General features: G+C 65.5%; 15 protein-coding genes. 5 read left to right on the top strand and 10 right to left on the bottom strand.

From position 1 onward, the window contains the following. Window positions 1–29 precede the first annotated feature (29 nt). Window positions 30–881 carry a glycosyltransferase family 2 protein gene (locus ABE093_RS04105; RefSeq protein ID WP_430759566.1) on the bottom strand — a complete coding sequence of 284 codons (852 nt, stop codon included), beginning with the start codon at window positions 879–881 and terminating at the stop codon, window positions 30–32. Between the two features lie 118 nt (window positions 882–999). On the opposite strand from ABE093_RS04105, the gene pilB reads away from it, so the two are divergent. The 4 genes from pilB (at window position 1,000) to coaE (ending at window position 5,486) form a co-directional block, all read left to right on the top strand. Next, window positions 1,000–2,730 (top strand): type IV-A pilus assembly ATPase PilB, encoded by a 1,731-nt coding sequence (gene pilB, locus ABE093_RS04110; RefSeq protein WP_430759567.1) that lies wholly within the window; start codon window positions 1,000–1,002, stop codon window positions 2,728–2,730. Window positions 2,731–2,804: 74 nt separating this feature from the next. Beyond that, entirely contained in the window at window positions 2,805–4,007 is a 1,203-nt protein-coding gene (locus ABE093_RS04115; protein WP_430760082.1) for a type II secretion system F family protein, read from the top strand. Window positions 4,008–4,010: 3 nt separating this feature from the next. Beyond that, window positions 4,011–4,877 (top strand): prepilin peptidase, encoded by an 867-nt coding sequence (locus ABE093_RS04120; protein ID WP_430759568.1) that lies wholly within the window; start codon window positions 4,011–4,013, stop codon window positions 4,875–4,877. Window positions 4,878–4,880: 3 nt separating this feature from the next. Further along, window positions 4,881–5,486: a dephospho-CoA kinase gene (coaE, locus tag ABE093_RS04125; RefSeq protein WP_430759569.1), complete on the top strand. Its 606-nt coding sequence runs from the start codon at window positions 4,881–4,883 to the stop codon at window positions 5,484–5,486. Here coaE and ABE093_RS04130 read toward each other — a convergent pair. The 3 genes from ABE093_RS04130 to ABE093_RS04140 form a co-directional block, all read right to left on the bottom strand. Further along, entirely contained in the window at window positions 5,483–6,424 is a 942-nt protein-coding gene (locus ABE093_RS04130; protein ID WP_430760083.1) for a Nudix family hydrolase, read from the bottom strand. The genes coaE and ABE093_RS04130 overlap by 4 nt on opposite strands. Beyond that, window positions 6,421–9,150: a preprotein translocase subunit SecA gene (secA, locus tag ABE093_RS04135; protein WP_430759570.1), complete on the bottom strand. Its 2,730-nt coding sequence runs from the start codon at window positions 9,148–9,150 to the stop codon at window positions 6,421–6,423. The genes ABE093_RS04130 and secA overlap by 4 nt, the downstream gene beginning before the upstream one ends. Window positions 9,151–9,256: 106 nt before the next feature. Then, a complete protein-coding gene (locus ABE093_RS04140; RefSeq protein WP_430760084.1) occupies window positions 9,257–10,156 on the bottom strand; it encodes a peptidoglycan DD-metalloendopeptidase family protein in 900 nt (299 codons plus the stop codon). Window positions 10,157–10,296: 140 nt separating this feature from the next. Between ABE093_RS04140 and ABE093_RS04145 the strand changes: the two genes are divergently transcribed. Next, window positions 10,297–10,818, top strand: a complete 522-nt coding sequence (locus ABE093_RS04145) for a DciA family protein (protein ID WP_430759571.1) — start codon at window positions 10,297–10,299, stop codon at window positions 10,816–10,818. 46 nt (window positions 10,819–10,864) lie between these two features. On the opposite strand, the gene lpxC is transcribed toward ABE093_RS04145, so the two are convergent. The 6 genes from lpxC to murC form a co-directional block, all read right to left on the bottom strand. Continuing rightward, window positions 10,865–11,788 (bottom strand): UDP-3-O-acyl-N-acetylglucosamine deacetylase, encoded by a 924-nt coding sequence (lpxC, locus tag ABE093_RS04150; RefSeq protein ID WP_430759572.1) that lies wholly within the window; start codon window positions 11,786–11,788, stop codon window positions 10,865–10,867. Between the two features lie 233 nt (window positions 11,789–12,021). After that, entirely contained in the window at window positions 12,022–13,284 is a 1,263-nt protein-coding gene (gene ftsZ / locus ABE093_RS04155; RefSeq protein WP_430759573.1) for a cell division protein FtsZ, read from the bottom strand. A gap of 129 nt (window positions 13,285–13,413) precedes the next feature. Next, window positions 13,414–14,658 carry a cell division protein FtsA gene (gene ftsA, locus ABE093_RS04160; protein ID WP_430759574.1) on the bottom strand — a complete coding sequence of 415 codons (1,245 nt, stop codon included), beginning with the start codon at window positions 14,656–14,658 and terminating at the stop codon, window positions 13,414–13,416. Continuing rightward, window positions 14,655–15,527, bottom strand: coding sequence for a cell division protein FtsQ/DivIB (locus ABE093_RS04165; protein ID WP_430759575.1), 873 nt, complete (start codon window positions 15,525–15,527; stop codon window positions 14,655–14,657). The genes ftsA and ABE093_RS04165 overlap by 4 nt, the downstream gene beginning before the upstream one ends. Then, window positions 15,524–16,492 carry a D-alanine--D-alanine ligase gene (locus tag ABE093_RS04170; RefSeq protein WP_430759576.1) on the bottom strand — a complete coding sequence of 323 codons (969 nt, stop codon included), beginning with the start codon at window positions 16,490–16,492 and terminating at the stop codon, window positions 15,524–15,526. Before ABE093_RS04170 ends, ABE093_RS04165 begins: the two co-directional genes overlap by 4 nt. Then, window positions 16,489–17,943, bottom strand: coding sequence for a UDP-N-acetylmuramate--L-alanine ligase (gene murC / locus ABE093_RS04175; protein ID WP_430759577.1), 1,455 nt, complete (start codon window positions 17,941–17,943; stop codon window positions 16,489–16,491). The genes ABE093_RS04170 and murC overlap by 4 nt, the downstream gene beginning before the upstream one ends.

Genomic DNA, 17,943 nt, shown 5'->3' on the forward strand with positions numbered 1-17,943 from the left:
ACGAGTCGAAATACTTCGCTCCACCATACTCATTCGCGCCGATAAGTCAGGCTGGTGATCTGCTCCGATATCAAACCGATCAAGAACACAATGACGAACGCGCTCAACAGCAACATACTCATGTTGGTGAAACGCCCGCTCTCATGAAATGTCCACGCATACCAGCCCAGGCCTGCCATTCCGAAACAGCTAGCTATTGGCGCAAACAACTTCAATGGTGAATACAGCGTTGCGATCTTGAAAATGATCAGCAGGAAACGGATGCCATCCTTGATCGGACGAATATGACTACTCGTCCCAACGCGCTTGGCCACCGGTATCGGCACATAGGCCACCGGGTAGGCACTGCGGAAGAACGCCATGGTGCTGGTCGTCGGGTAGCTGAATCCATTGGGGAGCAGGTGGAGGAATTCCATGAACTTGCTGGCTCGCGCTGCGCGGAACCCGGAAGTCAGGTCGAGGATGCGATGGCCGGTCATCCAACTGGCCAAGCGGTTGTAAAGGGCATTCGCCAATCCGCGACCGGCATTGGCTTGGCCGCTGCCATCGCGCGCGCCCACCACCATGTCGTAACCCGCGGCCAATTGATCCAGCAACGACTGGATATGTGCAGGATCGTGCTGGCCGTCGGCGTCCATGAAAACGAGGATGTCGCCCGAGGCCGCGCGCGCACCGCGCTTGATCGCAGCCCCATTCCCCATGGAATAGGGCGAGGACAGCACTGTCGCCCCATGCTGTCTGGCCACCTCCGCGGTCCGGTCTGTCGAACCGTCGTCGACCACGATCACCTCGGCCTCCGGCCAGCGCGCCCGCAACGCGGGCAATGCCTTGGCCAGCCCGGCTTCCTCGTTCTTGGCCGGCAGGATGATCGACAACTGCATGCAGTATTTCCCCAATGACCCAGTCTTCACACGAGTTTACGGTACCGCCTGCTCCAAATTCGCTTCCTGCGGGCAGGTGCGTTAAATTTCCGGTAACGACTGGAGTCTTGCCCGCGCAATGAACGCAGCCCCCTCGCAGAACCTGCTCGGCATTACCGGCATCGCCCGGCGCCTGGTGCTGGACGGCGCGCTTGACGCCGATGCCGCGCGCCACGCCCAGGACGCCGCCACCGCGGAACGCAAGCCGATCGCCAACTACCTGCTGGAGCATGGCCTGGCAAGCGCCCCCGCCCTTGCCGCAGCGCAATCGATGGAGTTCGGCTTGCCGGTGTTCGATCCGGCGGCGATGGATCCCCAGCTCGATGCGATGAAGCTTGTCTCGCCCGAGATGATCGCCAAGCATGGCGTACTGCCGTTGTTCCGCCGCGGCAGCCGCCTCTACATCGGCATCTCCGACCCCACCCACACCCAGGGCCTGGAAGAAATCCGCTTCCAGTCCGGCAGCACCGGCATCGAAACCATCCTGGTCGACGAAGCTACGCTCAAACGCACGCTGGAAGCCTGGCAGGCCGCCGGCGAAAGTTTCAGCGCCATGATGGATGACGCCGAAGGCCTGGAAGGGCTGGAAGTGGATGCCAGCGACGATGAAGCCGGTGGCGGTGACGCGGTGGTGGGCGACGGCAGCGACGACGCGCCAATCGTCAAGTTCGTCAACAAGGTATTGCTGGATTCGGTGCGCCGTGGCGCGTCAGACATCCATTTCGAGCCTTTCGAGTCCGAATACCGCATCCGCATGCGCGTCGACGGCCTGCTGCGGATCATGACCCGCGTGCCGATCAAGATGAAGGATCGCGTCGCCGCCCGCATCAAGGTGATGGCCCAGCTCGACATCGCCGAGAAGCGCGTGCCCCAGGACGGCCGCATCAAGCTCAACGTCAGCCGCACCAAGCAGATGGACTTCCGCGTCAGCACGCTGCCGACATTGTTCGGGGAGAAAATCGTGCTGCGCCTGCTCGATGGCAGTGCCGCCAAGCTCGGCGTCGACAAGCTCGGCTACGAAGACGACCAGCGCAAGTTGTTCGAGGACGCCATCCAGAAGCCCTATGGCATGGTGCTGGTGACCGGACCCACGGGTTCGGGCAAGACCGTATCGCTGTATACCGCCTTGAATATCCTCAATGATGAGTCGCGCAATATCTCCACCGTCGAGGATCCGGTGGAAATCCGCGTCGGCGGCATCAACCAGGTGCAGCAGAACCAGAAGCGCGGCATGACCTTCGCCGCCGCCCTGCGCAGCTTCCTGCGCCAGGACCCGGACGTGATCATGGTCGGCGAAATCCGCGATCTCGAGACCGCCGAAATCGCGGTCAAGGCCGCCCAGACCGGCCATATGGTGTTGTCCACCCTGCACACCAACGATGCCCCGCAGACCATCTCGCGCCTGATGAACATGGGCATCGCGCCCTACAACATCACCAGTTCGGTCACGCTGGTGATCGCCCAGCGCCTGGCCCGCCGCCTGCACGACTGCAAGCGCCCGGTCCAGCTGCCCGCCGAGGCCCTGCTGGCGGAAGGCTTCTCGCAGGAAGAAGTTGACGCCGGCATCACATTGTATGAGGCTGTCGGCTGCCCTGACTGTACCGAGGGCTACAAGGGGCGTACCGGCATCTACCAGGTGATGCCGATGAACGAGGAGATCCAAGCCATCGTGCTGAAGGGCGGCAACATGCTGCAGATCGGGGAAGCCGCGCAACGCAGCGGCATCCGTGACCTGCGCCAGTCGGCGCTCCTGAAGGCGAAGAACGGAATCACCAGCCTGGCCGAAATCAACCGAGTCACCAAGGACTGAGCATGTCTTCCTCCCCCAGGACTGCCGCCCGCACCGGGCTGTTCGCCCCGAAGGCGAAACCCGACCCCAATGCCATGAAGACCTTTACCTGGAAGGGTAAGGACAAGCGTGGCGTGGTGATGAAAGGCGAAACCGACGCCAAGAACGAGGCCCTGGTCAAGGCCGAGCTGCGCAAGCAGGGCATCGTCCCCGATGTGGTCAAGCCCAAGGCCAAGCCGCTGTTCGGCGGCGCCGGCAAGAAGATCACTGCCCGCGACATCGCCAACTTCAGCCGCATGTGGGCGACGATGATGAAGTCCGGCGTGCCGATCGTGCAATCGCTGGAAATCATCGGCAGCGGCCAGAAAAACCCGAAGATGACGAACATGGTCATGGCCCTGCGCGATGACATCTCCGGCGGTTCGTCCCTCTACGAGACCCTGAGCAAGCACCCGGTCCAGTTCGACGAGTTGTACCGCAACCTGGTGCGTGCCGGCGAAAGCGCGGGCGTGCTCGAGACCGTGCTGGAAACCATCGCCAGCTACAAGGAAAACATCGAGACCATCAAGGGCAAGATCAAGAAGGCCCTGTTCTACCCGGCGATGGTGATCGCGGTGGCGATCCTGGTCAGCGGCGTGCTGCTGGTCTACGTGGTCCCGCAGTTCGAGGACATCTTCAAGAGCTTCGGCACCGATCTGCCGGCTTTCACCAAGATGATTGTGGCTGCGAGTCGAATCGTAGTGAAGACGTGGTGGATCATCCTGATCGCCATCGTCGGTGGCATCTTCGGTTTCATCTGGTTCTACAAGCGCTCGATCAAGTTCCAACACTTTCTTGATCGCATCTCGCTGAAGATTCCGATCATCGGCACCATCCTCAACAACTCGGCCGTCGCCCGCTTCGCGCGCACGCTGGCCGTGACCTTCGCCGCCGGCGTGCCGCTGGTGGAGGCACTGGATTCCGTGGCCGGCGCGACCGGCAACATGGTCTATACCGATGCGGTGAAGCGCATCCGCGATGACGTCGCGGTCGGCTACCAGGTCAACACCGCGATGAAACAGACCAACCTGTTCCCGCACATGGTGGTGCAGATGACCGCCATCGGTGAAGAGGCCGGCGCGCTCGACACCATGATGTACAAGGTCGCCGACTTCTACGAGGAAGAGGTCAACAACTCGGTGGACGCGCTGTCGAGCCTGATCGAGCCGCTGGTGATGGTGGTGATCGGCATCCTGGTCGGCAGCATGGTGATCGGCATGTATCTGCCCATCTTCAAGCTGGCATCGGTGGTCGGCTGACGGATGGCCTACCTCGACACCCAGCCGGCGCTCGGCTACGGCCTGATCGCCGGTCTGGGCCTGGCGACCGGCAGCTTCCTCAACGTGGTGATCCTGCGCCTGCCCAAGCGCATGGAATGGGAGTGGCGACGCGACGCCCGTGAAGCCCTGGAATTGCCAGAGGTCTATGAGCCGGCACCGCCAGGGATCGCGGTGGAGCCCTCGCACTGCCCGCACTGCAAGACGCCGTTGCGCTGGTACGAGAATATCCCGCTGTTGAGCTGGATCGCTTTGCGCGGCAAATGCCGCCACTGCGGCGCGCCGATTTCCCTGCAATATCCGCTGGTTGAACTGCTGACGATGCTGCTGTCGCTGGCCTGCGTCTGGCGCTTCGGCTTCGGCTGGCAGGGCTGGGGGGCGCTGATCTTCAGCTGGTTCCTGATCGCGCTCTCGGGCATCGACGTTCGCACCCAGCTGCTGCCCGACAAGCTCACCCTGCCCCTGCTGTGGCTGGGACTGATCGCGGCCAGCGACCACCTCTACGTCCCGGCCAAATCGGCGATCCTCGGCGCGGCCTGGGGCTATGTCTCGCTGTGGATCGTGTGGTGGGTGTTCAAGCAGCTCACCGGCAAGAACGGCATGGGCCACGGCGACTTCAAGTTGCTGGCGGCCATCGGCGCATGGTGCGGATCCAAGGCCCTGCTGCCGACCTTGCTGATTTCTTCGGTGCTGGGCGCGGTGATCGGCGCGATCCTGCTGGCCGTGCAAGGCCGCGACAAGGCGACGCCACTGCCGTTCGGGCAGTACCTGGCGCTGGCGGGCTGGATCGTCTTCATGTGGGGCGGACAGATCATCGACGCCTACATGCGCATCACCGGGCTCAGGCCCTAGCGCGTGTTTTGCGTCGGGCTCACCGGCGGAATTGCTTCAGGCAAATCGGCACTGGCGGATCGCTTGCGCGCGCGCGGCGCCTTCCTCGCCGATGCAGACGTCATCGCCCGGGAAATCGTTGCCCCCGGGCAACCCGCGCTGGTGGAGATCGCCGCGCATTTCGGCAAGGACGTGCTGCAGGCCGATGGCGGCCTCGATCGCGCCGCGATGCGCCAACGCATCTTCGACAACCCTGCCGAGCGCAAGGCACTCGAAGCGATCACCCATCCGCGCATCCGTGCCGCCCTGCACGATGCCTGCATGGCCGCCGATGCCCCCTACGCGGTGGCCGCGATTCCGTTGTTGACCGAAGGCGGCGGACGCACTGTCTACCCCTGGCTCGACCGCATCGTGATCGTCGACGTGCCAATGGAATTGCAGCGCGCGCGCCTGCTTGCACGCGACGGCATCGATGCTGCGCTGGCGGACGGAATGATCGCCGCACAAGCAACCCGCGCACAACGCTTGGCGATCGCCGACGACGTGGTCGCGAACAGCGGTTCCCTTGAAGACCTGGACAAGGCGGCAGATGCGCTCGACCGCCTGTATCGGGGATTGGCGAAGTCCTAAGCACTCCAGAACGCGCTGATCGCCGCGACGCCCTGCGCACCATTGCGACGCGCAATTGCGACATCCTCCGATTCCATCCCGCCCAATGCATAGACCGGCAGCGCCGGCACATACGCACGCAGCTCGCGGAACGCGTCCCAGCCGATGCCGGCGACACCGAGATGGCTGCGGGTTTCGCGCACCGGACCCAATAACGTGAACGCGCAGCTTAGCCCTGCCGCAGCTTCCAGCTCCGCGACAGAATGGCAGGAGGCCGCAAGCCGCAGGCCGTTGAAGTCGTCATGTGCCGAAGTCAGCTGCGATGAACGCAGGTGCAGGCCGATGCCGAATTCACGCGCGAACGCTACATCGCCATTGATCCAGCAATCGATATCCTGTTCGCGCAGCCACGTACTCGCCTGCCCGGCCAGCGCGCGCCATGCCTCGGGATGTGCGCTCGCGAATGCCGGTGCCCGCAGCTGCACGCGGCGGATGCCGTGTCGCGTCACTACCGAATGCAATGACTGCAACCAGTCATCGACATCGCCGGGTTCCGGGGTGATCAGCAGCCGATCGGGTTGCCGCAGCGCAGCCACGACCGGCCCATCGGCGGGCGGCATCGGATATTGCGCGAGCTTGTCCGGCGGCACCCAGGCCAATGCCTGGCCGTCGAGGCCACGCGGCGCACCGCGGTAGGGCTTGATCTCGTAGACGTCGAGCGTCAGTGCCTTCGGCGCATGTTGCGGAACCGCGATGATCGCGTCACCCACCGTGGCATCGATCCCGAGTTCTTCCTGCAACTCGCGCTGCAATGCCTGTTCCGGCGTTTCGCCCTGCTCGACCTTGCCGCCCGGGAATTCCCAGCGGCCGGCAAGATCGCGACCCTGCGTGCGTCGCGCCAGCAGGATCCGTCCGCGCACGTCGCGGATCACTCCGGCGACGACGTGGATGGGTTTCAGGCGAGCTGCCCGTGGCAGTGCTTGAACTTCTTGCCGCTGCCGCACGGGCACGGATCATTGCGACCAACCATCGGCGCGGCATTGGCATCGGCGAGCTGTGCCTGCTGCACGGCGCGCGCTTCCTCGTCGGCGCCGTATCCACCCATGTCGGGGTGCTGGAACTGCATCTGCTGCGCGGCGGCCTGGGCCTGCTGGCGCTCGGCTGCTTCCATCGCCGCGATCTCTTCCTCGCTGCGGATGCGCACGCGTCCCAGCGTGGTGGTGACTTCGCGCTTGACGGTTTCCAGCATCTCGGAGAACAGCTGGAACGCTTCCTTCTTGTATTCGTCCTTCGGCTGCTTCTGGGCGAAACCGCGCAGGTGGATGCCCTGGCGCAGGTAGTCCATGCGCGCGAGATGCTCCTTCCAGTTCTGGTCCAGCACCGAGAGCATCAGGTGCTTCTCGATCATGCGCATGGTGTCGGGACCGACTTCGGCTTCCTTGTCGACGAAGTGCTGGTCGACCGCCTTCTGCACTTCTTCCTCGACGTCGGACGATTCCACGTCCTCGCGCTTGCCGATCTCATCGACCAGCGGCAGTTGCACGCCGAGGTCGTTGGCCAGTTCCGACTGCAGGCCTTCGAGGTCCCACTGGTCGTGCATCGATTCCTCGGGCACGTAGCGGCGCACGGTGTCGGCCACCACGTCGGTGCGGATGCCGTCGATGTTGTCCTTGATCGATTCCGCTTCCAGCAACTCGTCGCGCTGCTGGTAGATCACCTTGCGCTGGTCGTTGTTGACGTCGTCGAAATCGAGCAGGTTCTTGCGGATGTCGAAGTTGTGCGCCTCGACCTTGCGCTGGGCGTTGGCGATCTGGCGCGTGACCAGCGGCGACTCGATGATGTCGTCTTCCTTCAGGCCCATGCGCTCCATCATCTTCTGCACCCAGTCGGCGGCGAAGATGCGCATCAGGTTGTCGTCGAGCGACAGGTAGAAGCGCGACGAACCCGGGTCGCCCTGGCGACCGGAACGACCGCGCAGCTGGTTGTCGATGCGACGGCTTTCGTGGCGTTCGGTGCCGAGGATGTGCAGGCCACCGAGCTCCTTGACCTTCTCGTGGCGTTCCTGCCACTCGGCCTTCATGCGCGCCTTGGTGGCGTCGTCCGCCGGGGTGCCCGCCGCTTCCAGCTGGGCGAGCTCCGCTTCCAGCGAACCGCCAAGCACGATGTCGGTACCGCGACCGGCCATGTTGGTGGCGATGGTCACCGCGCCCGGACGACCGGCCTGGGCGACGATGTGCGCCTCGCGTTCGTGCTGCTTGGCGTTCAACACTTCGTGCGGCACATTGAACTTGTTGAGGTAATCGCTCAGCAGTTCCGACACTTCGATCGACGTGGTGCCGACCAGGACCGGCTGGCCCTTCTTGTGCGCGTCCTGGATCTCGTTCGCGACCGCGCGGAACTTGCCGGCGCGATTGAGGAACACGAGATCCGGATGGTCCTTGCGGATCATCTCGCGATGGGTCGGGATCACCACCACTTCCAGGCCGTAGATGCTCTGGAATTCGTAGGCTTCCGTGTCGGCCGTACCGGTCATGCCGGCCAGCTTCTTGTACATGCGGAACAGGTTCTGGAAGGTGATGCTCGCCAGCGTCTGGTTCTCGCGCTGGATCTCGACGCGCTCCTTCGCTTCCACCGCCTGGTGCAGGCCATCGGACCAACGGCGACCCGGCAGCGTGCGGCCGGTGAATTCGTCGACGATGATGACTTCGCCGTCGCGCACGATGTAGTCGACGTCCTTCTGGTAGATCGCGTTGGCGCGCAGCGCCGCGTTCAGATGGTGGACGACGTGGATGTTCTGCGGGTTGTAGAGGCTGTCGTCCTCGCCGAGGATGCCGCCGGCGCGCAACAGTTCTTCCGCCAGTTCCTGGCCGGATTCCGACAGATGCACCTGCTTCTGCTTCTCATCGACCCAGTAATCGCCGACGCCCTCTTCCTTCTCCTGGCGGGTCAGGCGCGGCACGATGGCATCGACGCGCATGTACAGTTCCGGCGAATCGTCGGCGGGACCGGAGATGATCAGCGGCGTGCGCGCCTCGTCGATCAGGATCGAGTCGACTTCGTCGACGATCGCGTAATGGAGGCCGCGCTGGAAACGGTCTTCCTTGGCCAGCGCCATGTTGTCGCGCAGGTAGTCGAAACCGAATTCGTTGTTGGTGCCGTAGGTGATGTCGGCGGCGTAGGCTTCGTGCTTGTCCGAATGCGGCATGCCCGGGAACACCACGCCGACGCTCAGCCCGAGCCAGTTGTAGAGCTTGCCCATCTGCGCGGCGTCGCGGCGCGCGAGGTAGTCGTTCACGGTGACGACGTGGACGCCCTTGCCTTCCAGCGCATTGAGATAGACCGGCAGCGTGCCGACCAGGGTCTTGCCTTCGCCCGTGCGCATTTCGGCGATCTTGCCCATGTGCAGCACCATGCCGCCGATCAGCTGGACGTCGTAGGGACGCATGCCGAGCACGCGCACCGAGGCTTCGCGGCAGACCGCGAACGCTTCCGGCAGCAGCTTGTCCAGCGATTCGCCCTTGGCGATGCGGTCCTTGAATTCCTGGGTCTTGGCCTTCAGCGCGTCATCGGACAAGGCCTGCATCTGCGGCTCGAGTGCGTTGATCTTGCGGACGATGCCGTCGAGTTGCTTGAGCAGGCGCTCGTTGCGGCTGCCGAAAACGCTGGTAAGGAGTCGGTTGAACATGGAGTCGCTTGGCTCGAGACGTCGCTCGGGAAATAGGAAAGGGCGCCAAAGCGCCCTTTGGAACCGTACATTGTAGCTGGGGACGGGATCGCCCGCCCTCAAGTCCTCACGCGCGTTTCACCGAACTGCGTCCGGCCAGGAAGGGCGCCGGATTCACGTAGGCGCCGTCCTTCCACACTTCCAGATGCACGTGCGCGCCGGTGGAGCGCCCGGTCGAACCGGCCTTGGCGATCTCGGTTCCGGCCCGCACCAGGTCGCCGACCTGCTTGAGCAGCTGCGAGTTGTGCGCATAGCGGGTGACGTAGCCATTGCCGTGGTCGACCTCGATCACGTTGCCGTAGCCGGTACGGACGCCGACGAAGCTGACCACGCCATCGGCGACGGCGTAGACCGGATCGCCGACCTGGGCGGCGAAATCGATGCCCTTGTGGAACTGCTCGCCGGCACCGAAGGGATCGGCGCGCGCGCCGAAGGTCGAGGTCACATAACTGTGCGCGGTCGGCGCGATCGCGCGTTCCAGGCTGCCCTTGGCGGTGCGGCTAGCGAGCAGCGTGTCGAGCACGGTGAGCTGGCCGCCGGCGTTGTCGAACTGTGCCTGCACGGCATCCAGGCCGCTGCGCATCTGCGCCGGTGTGATGTCGCTGGTGGGACCGCCACCGCCCTGGCCGATCGGCGCCGAGAAGTTGAATTCGCCGCCCTGCAGGCCGCTGGCATCGACCAGACGCTGGCCGACCGCATTCAAGCGCGTGGCCTGCGCCTGCAATTCGGCCAGGCGGGCCGACATCGCGTTGAGTTCGCGCTGGGTGTCGCGACGGATCTGCTCGGTGCCGGCGGTCTGCGCGGCCACTTCGGCGTGGTCGAACGCCGCCATCGCGGCGAGGCCACCCATCAAGCCCACCACCAAAGTGGCAGCAAGCGCGCGATACGGATTGCGGGCCAGGCGCTGGCCACCGCGGGCCAGCAGGCGCTGGGCCGTCGCACGCAGGCGCGAGCCCAGGCTCGACACCGGCGCCTCGACATGGAAGCGCGGGTGGAACACGAAGCGATAGCCCGGCTCCTTGCGGACCCAGCTGCGGCTCACGCGCGGGCGTTTAAAGTGTCGTACGGCCTTGTAGCCTGAACCTGTCTTCTTCAACGTCGTCTCCGATGTCCAAACCGCGCATTCCCCGACAAAACCCGCCCCGCTCGGCCCCGAGCGCCTGGCAGGCTGCCCTGGCCGGCAGTGCCGCCGACCCGTTGAAGCGGGCCGAGTGGCTGGCGTCGCTGGATCACCAGCTGCGCATCGCTTTGCCGTTGCAGTTGGCCGCACATGCCCGGCTGGCCAACGTCGATGGAAACCGCCTGGTGTATTCAGTGGATGGCCCGGCCTGGAGCAGTCGCCTGCGCCTGTCCGGTGATGCCATCCTCGAAGCCGCCCGTTCCCTCGGACTGGCCGTGGATGCGTTGGCGATCCGCGTGGTGCGGATGCCTGCGCAGCCGGGGATGGGTGTCACGCAGCCCACGCCCCGAGGATCTGCTTCCGGCACCGAGCGGACTGCTCTGCGCACCGTGCGCGAACTGATCGCGCAAGGGCCTGCCGGGGACCCGAGTGATGAAAACGCACCCAAGCCCACCCGGGCGGAACGGTTGCGCGCACGGCGCCCTTCCCGACCGGAGGGTGCATCCTAGGGGTGTTGGCGACCCGGGGTGTTAAGGGATCGCTGGCTGTTCAGCCTCAAACCGGGACGTAAGTCCCATAAATGGCCGGCCGCTGGGCCGTATCGGCCGTCGGCTCGTCCTCGAAGGTGGCCAGCTCCCAGGCATCGGTGGTGGCCAGCACCTGGCGGACCAGGGCGTTGTTGAGGGCGTGGCCGGACTTGTAGCCGGTATAGGCGCCCAGCACCGGGTGGCCGAGCAGGTAGAGATCGCCGACGGCGTCGAGGATCTTGTGGCGGACGAATTCGTCGGCGTAGCGCAGGCCGTCCTCGTTCAGCACGCGGAACTCGTCGAGGACGATGGCGTTGTCCATCGAACCGCCGAGGCCGAGATTGCGTTCACGCATGAACTCGAGGTCGCGCATGAAGCCGAAGGTACGGGCGCGGCTGACTTCGCGGATGTAGCTGGCGGTCGAGAAGTCGACGGTCGCCCGCGACAGCGAGGCCGGGATCGCCGGATGGTTGAAGTCGACGGTGAAGTCGAGGCGGAAGCCATCGTGCGGATCGAAGGCGGCGCGCTTGTCGCCATCGCGCACTTCGATCGTCTTCTTGATGCGGATGAACTTCTTCGGCTTGTCCTGCTCGACGATGCCTGCCGACTGCAGCAGGAACACGAACGGGCTGGACGATCCGTCCATGATCGGCACTTCCGGCGCCGACAGGTCGATCCAGGCATTGTCGATGCCGAGCCCGGCAAGAGCCGACATCAGGTGTTCGACGGTATTGACGCGCACGCCATCGGTGGCGAGGCCGGTGCACAGCATGGTTTCGCTGACCAGGTCGCCGCGCGCCGGAAGCTCCACAACCGGGTCGAGATCGACCCGCCGGAACACGATGCCGGTATCCACCGGAGCGGGGCGCAGGGTCAGGAAAACCTTTTCGCCACCATGCAGGCCGACGCCGGTCGCGCGGATGACGTTTCGCAATGTGCGTTGACGAATCATGCGCTGGTTGGATCGACGGCCTTGATGAAAGAAGACGCGCCGACCGCCTGGCGGTTGACGCAGCGGTTCAGGTTACCACGGAGGGTGCTGAATCCACATTTAAGAAGGGGAAGGAAGCCCCCGCCAGCGGCGCAGCTAGCGGGGGATGTATCAAGCCGACCGGCCGGCCCCTCGCGCCCGCGAGGGAGGGTGTGGGCGGCGTCAGGACCGGCCGGCCAGAACCAACCGGACGATCAGTCTGCCTGGCGGCGGAGGAAGGCCGGGATGTTGAGGTAGTCGCTGGGCAGGTCGGCGATCGCCGGGGCCGCACTCGGCTCAGACTGGCTCGCCGCCGCACCCGCGCCCTGGCTGCGTCCGCGCAACACCGACGAGATCGACTGGGTCGGGTTGTAGGGATCGCTGACCGCATCGACCGGCAGGCCGGTGGTGCCGTCCAGCTTCGGGCGCTCGCGCACCAGTTCCACCTGCGGACGACGCTGCGGGGCGCTGGCGCGCTCGTAGCTGTCGCTGCGCGGGGCGATGCGACCGGCGTTGACCGGGTTGAGGCCGGTGGCAACCACGGTGACGCGCACTTCGTCCTGCATGTCGGGATCGAGCACGGTGCCGATGACGACGGTCGCGTCTTCCGAAGCGAAGTTCTCCACCGTGCGACCGACTTCGTCGAACTCGGCCATGGTGAAGTCGGGGCCGGCGGTGATGTTGACCAGGATGCCATTGGCGCCGGACAGGTTGACGTCGTCGAGCAGCGGGTTCTGGATCGCGGCTTCGGCAGCGGCCTGGGCACGATCGTCGCCACGCGCGTGACCGGTGCCCATCATCGCCAGGCCCATTTCGCTCATCACGGTGCGGACGTCGGCGAAGTCGACGTTGATCAGGCCCGGACGGACGATCAGGTCGGCGATGCCCTGCACCGCGCCCTGCAGCACGTCGTTGGCGGCGCGGAAGGCCTGCACCATCGTCGCGTTGCGGCCGAGCACGGTGATCAGCTTCTCGTTCGGGATCGTGATCAGCGAATCGACGTGCTGCGACAGCTCCTCGATGCCCTTGAGCGCGACCTGCATGCGGCGGCGGCCTTCGAACGGGAACGGCTTGGTGACGACGGCGACGGTCAGGATGCCCATCTCCTTCGCCAGCTGCGCGACGACGGGCGCCGCACCGGTGCCGGTGCCGCCGCCCATGCCGGCGGTGATGAAGACCATGTCGGCGCCGTGCAGCGCTTCGATGATGCGCTCGCGATCTTCCAGCGCGGCCTGGCGGCCCACTTCCGGATTCGCGCCCGCACCAAGACCCTTGGTGACGTTGCCGCCGAGCTGCAGCTGCATCTTCGCGCCGCAGTTCTTGATCGCCTGCGCATCGGTGTTGGCGGTGATGAATTCCACGCCATCGACGCTGCTGTTGACCATGTGCGCCACGGCATTTCCGCCGCCGCCGCCCACGCCGACCACCTTGATGACCGCATTCGGGGTCATCCGCTCTACCAATTCAAACTGTGCCATGTGTATACCCTCGCTGGTTGATGCCATTGGCGGGATGCGCCTCCCGTGGACCCTCTGGCGATGTGATGCATTGCTGCGTTGCTGTTGCCTTGTTGCGTGTTGCGATGTCGCACTTGCCTTGTCGCGGCCTCAGAACTCGCCGCGATACCAATCCTTCAATTTGTTGAGGAAGCCGCCGGCGCGACCGCCACCCGACAGCAGCGGACGCGAGCGTCGCGGCTGTTCGTGTTGCGCACCCATCAGCAGCAGGCCGACCCCAGTGGCATGCACCGGATTGCCGACCACTTCGCCGAGACCGGTGACGTGCTGGGGAATGCCGATGCGCACCGGCATCTGCAGCATTTCCTCGGCCAGCTCGACCACGCCTTCCATCTTCGCGGCGCCGCCGGTCAGCACCATGCCGGCGCGCACCAGTTCCTCGAAGCCCGAGCGACGCAGTTCCGCCTGCACCATCTCGAAGATTTCCTCGTAGCGACCCTGCACCGCGTGCGCGAGCGTCTGTCGCGGCAAGCGGCGTGGCGGGCGATCGCCCACGCTCGGCACCTGGATGGTTTCCTCGGCGGTGGTCATCTGCGCCAGCGCGCAGGCGTAGCGCACCTTGATCTGTTCTGCTTCCGGCGTCGGCGTGCGCAGCATGTGGGCGATGTCGCTGGTGACGTGGTCGCCGGCGATCGGCAGCGACGCCGTGTGCGAGATCGCGCCCTGCACGAACACCGCGATGTCGGTGGTGCCGGCGCCGAGGTCGACCAGGGCGACGCCGAGCTGGCGTTCGTCTTCGGTCAACACTGCGGTCGCCGACGCAAGCGATGCCAGTTCGAGCTCGTCGACCTGCAGGCCGCAGCGCTGCACGCACTTGACGATGTTGGTCGCGGCAGACTGCGCGCACACCACGAGGTGGGCATGCACTTCGAGGCGGACGCCGCTCATGCCGACCGGATTGCGGATGCCTTCCTGCGAGTCGTCGAGCACGTATTCGCGCGGGATGGCGTGGAGGATGCGCTGGTCGGCGGGGATTGCGACTGCCTTGGCGGCATCGAGTACGCGATCGAGGTCGTCGTAGGTGACTTCGCTATCGCGCAGCGGGACGATACCCGGCGAATTGCGGCACTGGATGTGGTTGCCGGTGATCGAGGCGTAGACCGAGCGGATCTCGCAGCCGGCCATCAGCTCGGCTTCCTCGACCGCGCGCTGGATCGACTGCACGGTCGATTCGATGTCGACCACCACGCCGCGCTTGAGTCCGCGCGATTCGTGGGTGCCGAGACCGATCACTTCGATCGGATTGCCCGGGGAGTATTCGCCAACCAACGCCGTCACCTTGGAGGTGCCGATGTCGAGTCCGACGATGAGCGACTTGTCGCCTTTGCGATTCATGAGATGCGGTACGCCGTGATTGGAGCGTGGAACGGAATGCGGAATGTGGTTGCTGCAATCGGTACTGGCAGCGGCGCGGGCAATGCCGGTGCCGGTGTCGTCGATGGGGTCGAGGTCGGCGTCGCGGGCTTGGCGGCATCCGGTTTGCCGTTGCCGGCGCCATTCGCGGGCGCCCCGCTCCACACCAGCGCAAAGCCGTTGGTGTAGCGGAGGTCCGCGCGCTGCAGCGGACGCCCTTGCTGCGCGACCAGGCGCGACATCAGTCCGGCGAAGCGTTCGATGCGCGCCTCGGCATCGTTGCGGCCGACGATCACCTGCGTGCCGTCCGACAGCGCCATGCTCCAGCTCCCGCGGCGATCCTGCGTCAGTTCCTTCACGCCGATGCCGGCAGCCGCGAACAGTTCGCGCGACTTGGCATAGAGCGCCAGCACGTCGGCGACATTGCGCGGATCGCCATCGAGTTGCGGCATGCCCTTGGGCAGCGCCATGCCGTCCTGGCGCGGGAACAGCAGGCCCTTGTCGGACACCAGCTGCGACTTGCCCCAATAGGCGAACGGGCGCTGCGACTCGATCTTGACGTCGATCTCGTCGGGCCAACGCTTGCGCACTTCCGCATGCGCGACCCACGGCAGCGCCGACAACGCAGCCTGCGCCTTGTGCAGGTCGGTGGCGAAGAAGCCGCGCTTGGTCAGCGGCGCCAGCGTCTGCCGCAGTTCCGTGGCGTCGGCGGCGCTGAGATCGCCTTCGACGTGCAGCTTGCGGAACGGGAAACGCTCGGTGCCGATCCAACCGTTGAGCACGGCGACCACCGGCAGCACGATCACGCCGATCGCCACCAGTCCCGCGAGGACGCGCAGCAGGTTCCTCATGCTGCCCCTCCAAAGGGATGCCCCTCCAATGTCTGCTCGAGGATGCGCCAGCACAGCTCGGCGAAATCGATGCCGACCTGCGATGCCGCCTTCGGCACCAGCGAATGGCTGGTCATGCCCGGCGCGGTGTTCACTTCCATCAGCGCGAAGCGGCCATCGGCGTGGCGCATCACGTCGACGCGGCCCCAGCCGCTGCAACCGGCGCTGCGGAAGCCGGCCATCGCGAGACGGCGGATCTCCGCTTCGTCATCGCCGCTCAAGCCCGGGCAGATGTACTGGGTATCGTCGGAAATGTATTTGGCGTGGTAGTCGTACCACTCGCCCGGCGGCACGATCTTGACCGACGGCAGGGCGAGATCGCCGAGGATGCCGACGGTGTATTCGCCGCCGGACACCAGTTGTTCGGCCAGCAATTCGTGTTCGTAGGTCTTCGCGAATTCGATCGCGGGCGCGAGATCGTCTTCGCCCATCACGCGGAACACGCCGACGCTCGATCCTTCCGCCGACGGCTTGATGAAGACCGGGAAGCCCAGCGTCCGCACCGCGGCGGCGACATCGGCGCCGGCAGGCAGGCGCACGAAACGCGCGGTCGGCAGGCCCTCCGACAACCACACCTGCTTGGTGCGAATCTTGTCCATCGTCAGCGCGCTGCCAAGCACGCCGGGGCCTGTGTACGGTACGGCGAACGATTGCAGCAGGCCCTGCAGCACGCCGTTCTCGCCATCGCCGCCATGCAGGATGTTGAACACGCGATCGAACTTCTTCGCTGCAAGCTGTTCGACCAGCGCCGGAATGCCATCGATGCCGTGGGCATCGACGCCGCGCGAGCGCAATGCTTCCAGCACGTTGGCGCCGGAATTGAGCGAGACTTCGCGCTCGGCGCTGACGCCGCCGAACAGCACGGCGACGCGACCGAACGTGGCGGCATCGGTGGTGCGCAGCGCGGGCACGACGATCGTGCTCATTGCGCGCCCTCCTGCGAGGTGAAGCCTTCGCGCGCCAGCTTCTGCGCGGCGGCGCCGATATCGCCCGCCCCCATCATCAGCAACAGGTCGCCATCCTGCAGCACGTTGGCGAGCACGTCCGACAATTCGGCGGCGCTGTTCACGACGACCGGATCGACACGACCGCGGGTGCGGATCGCACGCGCCAGCGACTTGCCGTCGGCGCCGGCGATCGGCGCTTCACCGGCCGGATAGACCTCGGTGAGCAGCAATGCATCGGTGCTCGCCAGCACGTTGGCGAAATCGTCGAAGAGATCGCGGGTGCGGCTGTAGCGGTGTGGCTGGAACGCGACAACGAGGCGATGATCCGGCCAGCCGCCACGCGCGGCTTCAAACACCGCGGCGAGTTCGCGCGGATGATGGCCGTAGTCGTCGACCACGGTGACCTCGCCGCCCTGCGGCAGGGTCAGTTTCGCCAGCTGGTTGAAGCGACGGCCGATGCCGGCGAAACCTTCCAGCGCGCGCGCGATCGCCCTGGCATCGACGCCCAGCTGCCAGCCGATCGAAGCCGCGGCCAGCGAGTTCTGCACGTTGTGGCGGCCCGGCAAGGCCAGCGTGATCGGCGTGCAGGTGCCGTCGGGCAGGCACAGTTCGAAATGCATGCGCGCGCCCTGCTGGCTGACATTGCAGGCGCGCACGTCGGCGTCTTCGTGGAAGCCGTAGGTCAACACGTGGCGCGGCGTGTCGGCGGCGAGCGCGGCGACATCGGCATCGTCGATGCACAGCACCGCGAGTCCGTAGAACGGCAGGCGGTGCAGGAATTCCGAGAAGGCGCGACGCACGTTGGCGAAATCGCCGCCGTAGTTCTCGAGATGGTCGGCGTCGATATTGGTGATGACGGCGATCAGCGGATTGAGGCGGAGGAAGCTGCCGTCGCTTTCGTCGGCTTCCGCGACGAGCCACGGGCCACCGCCGAGCTTGGCATTGGCGCCGGCCGCGAGCAGCTGGCCGCCAATCACGAACGTGGGATCGAGTCCGCCCTCGGCGAGCACGCTGGCGGCGAGCGAGGTCGTGGTCGTCTTGCCGTGCGTGCCTGCAATCGCGATGCCGCGGCGGAAGCGCATCAATTCGGCCAGCATTTCCGCGCGCGGTACCACCGGGATCCGTTGCGCACGGGCTTCCATCAATTCGGGGTTGTCGGCCTTGATCGCGGAAGACACCACCACGCAGTCGGCGCCGAGCACGTTGGACGCGGTGTGGCCACGGTGAATCGTCGCGCCAAGCTGCACGAGGCGACGCGTCGATGCGTTGTCGGCATTGTCCGAGCCGGACACCTGGTAGCCGAGCGTGCACAGCACTTCGGCAATGCCGCTCATGCCGACGCCGCCGATACCGACGAAATGCACGCGACGGAACTGCTGGGCAAGATCGCCCGCGTTCTGCAACCGGCGCTCGTGGATGGTGGAGATCAT

It is taken from the genome of Solilutibacter silvestris (genome assembly GCF_050574925.1).
In the GTDB taxonomy this organism is placed as follows: Bacteria; Pseudomonadota; Gammaproteobacteria; order Xanthomonadales; family Xanthomonadaceae; genus Solilutibacter; species Solilutibacter silvestris_A.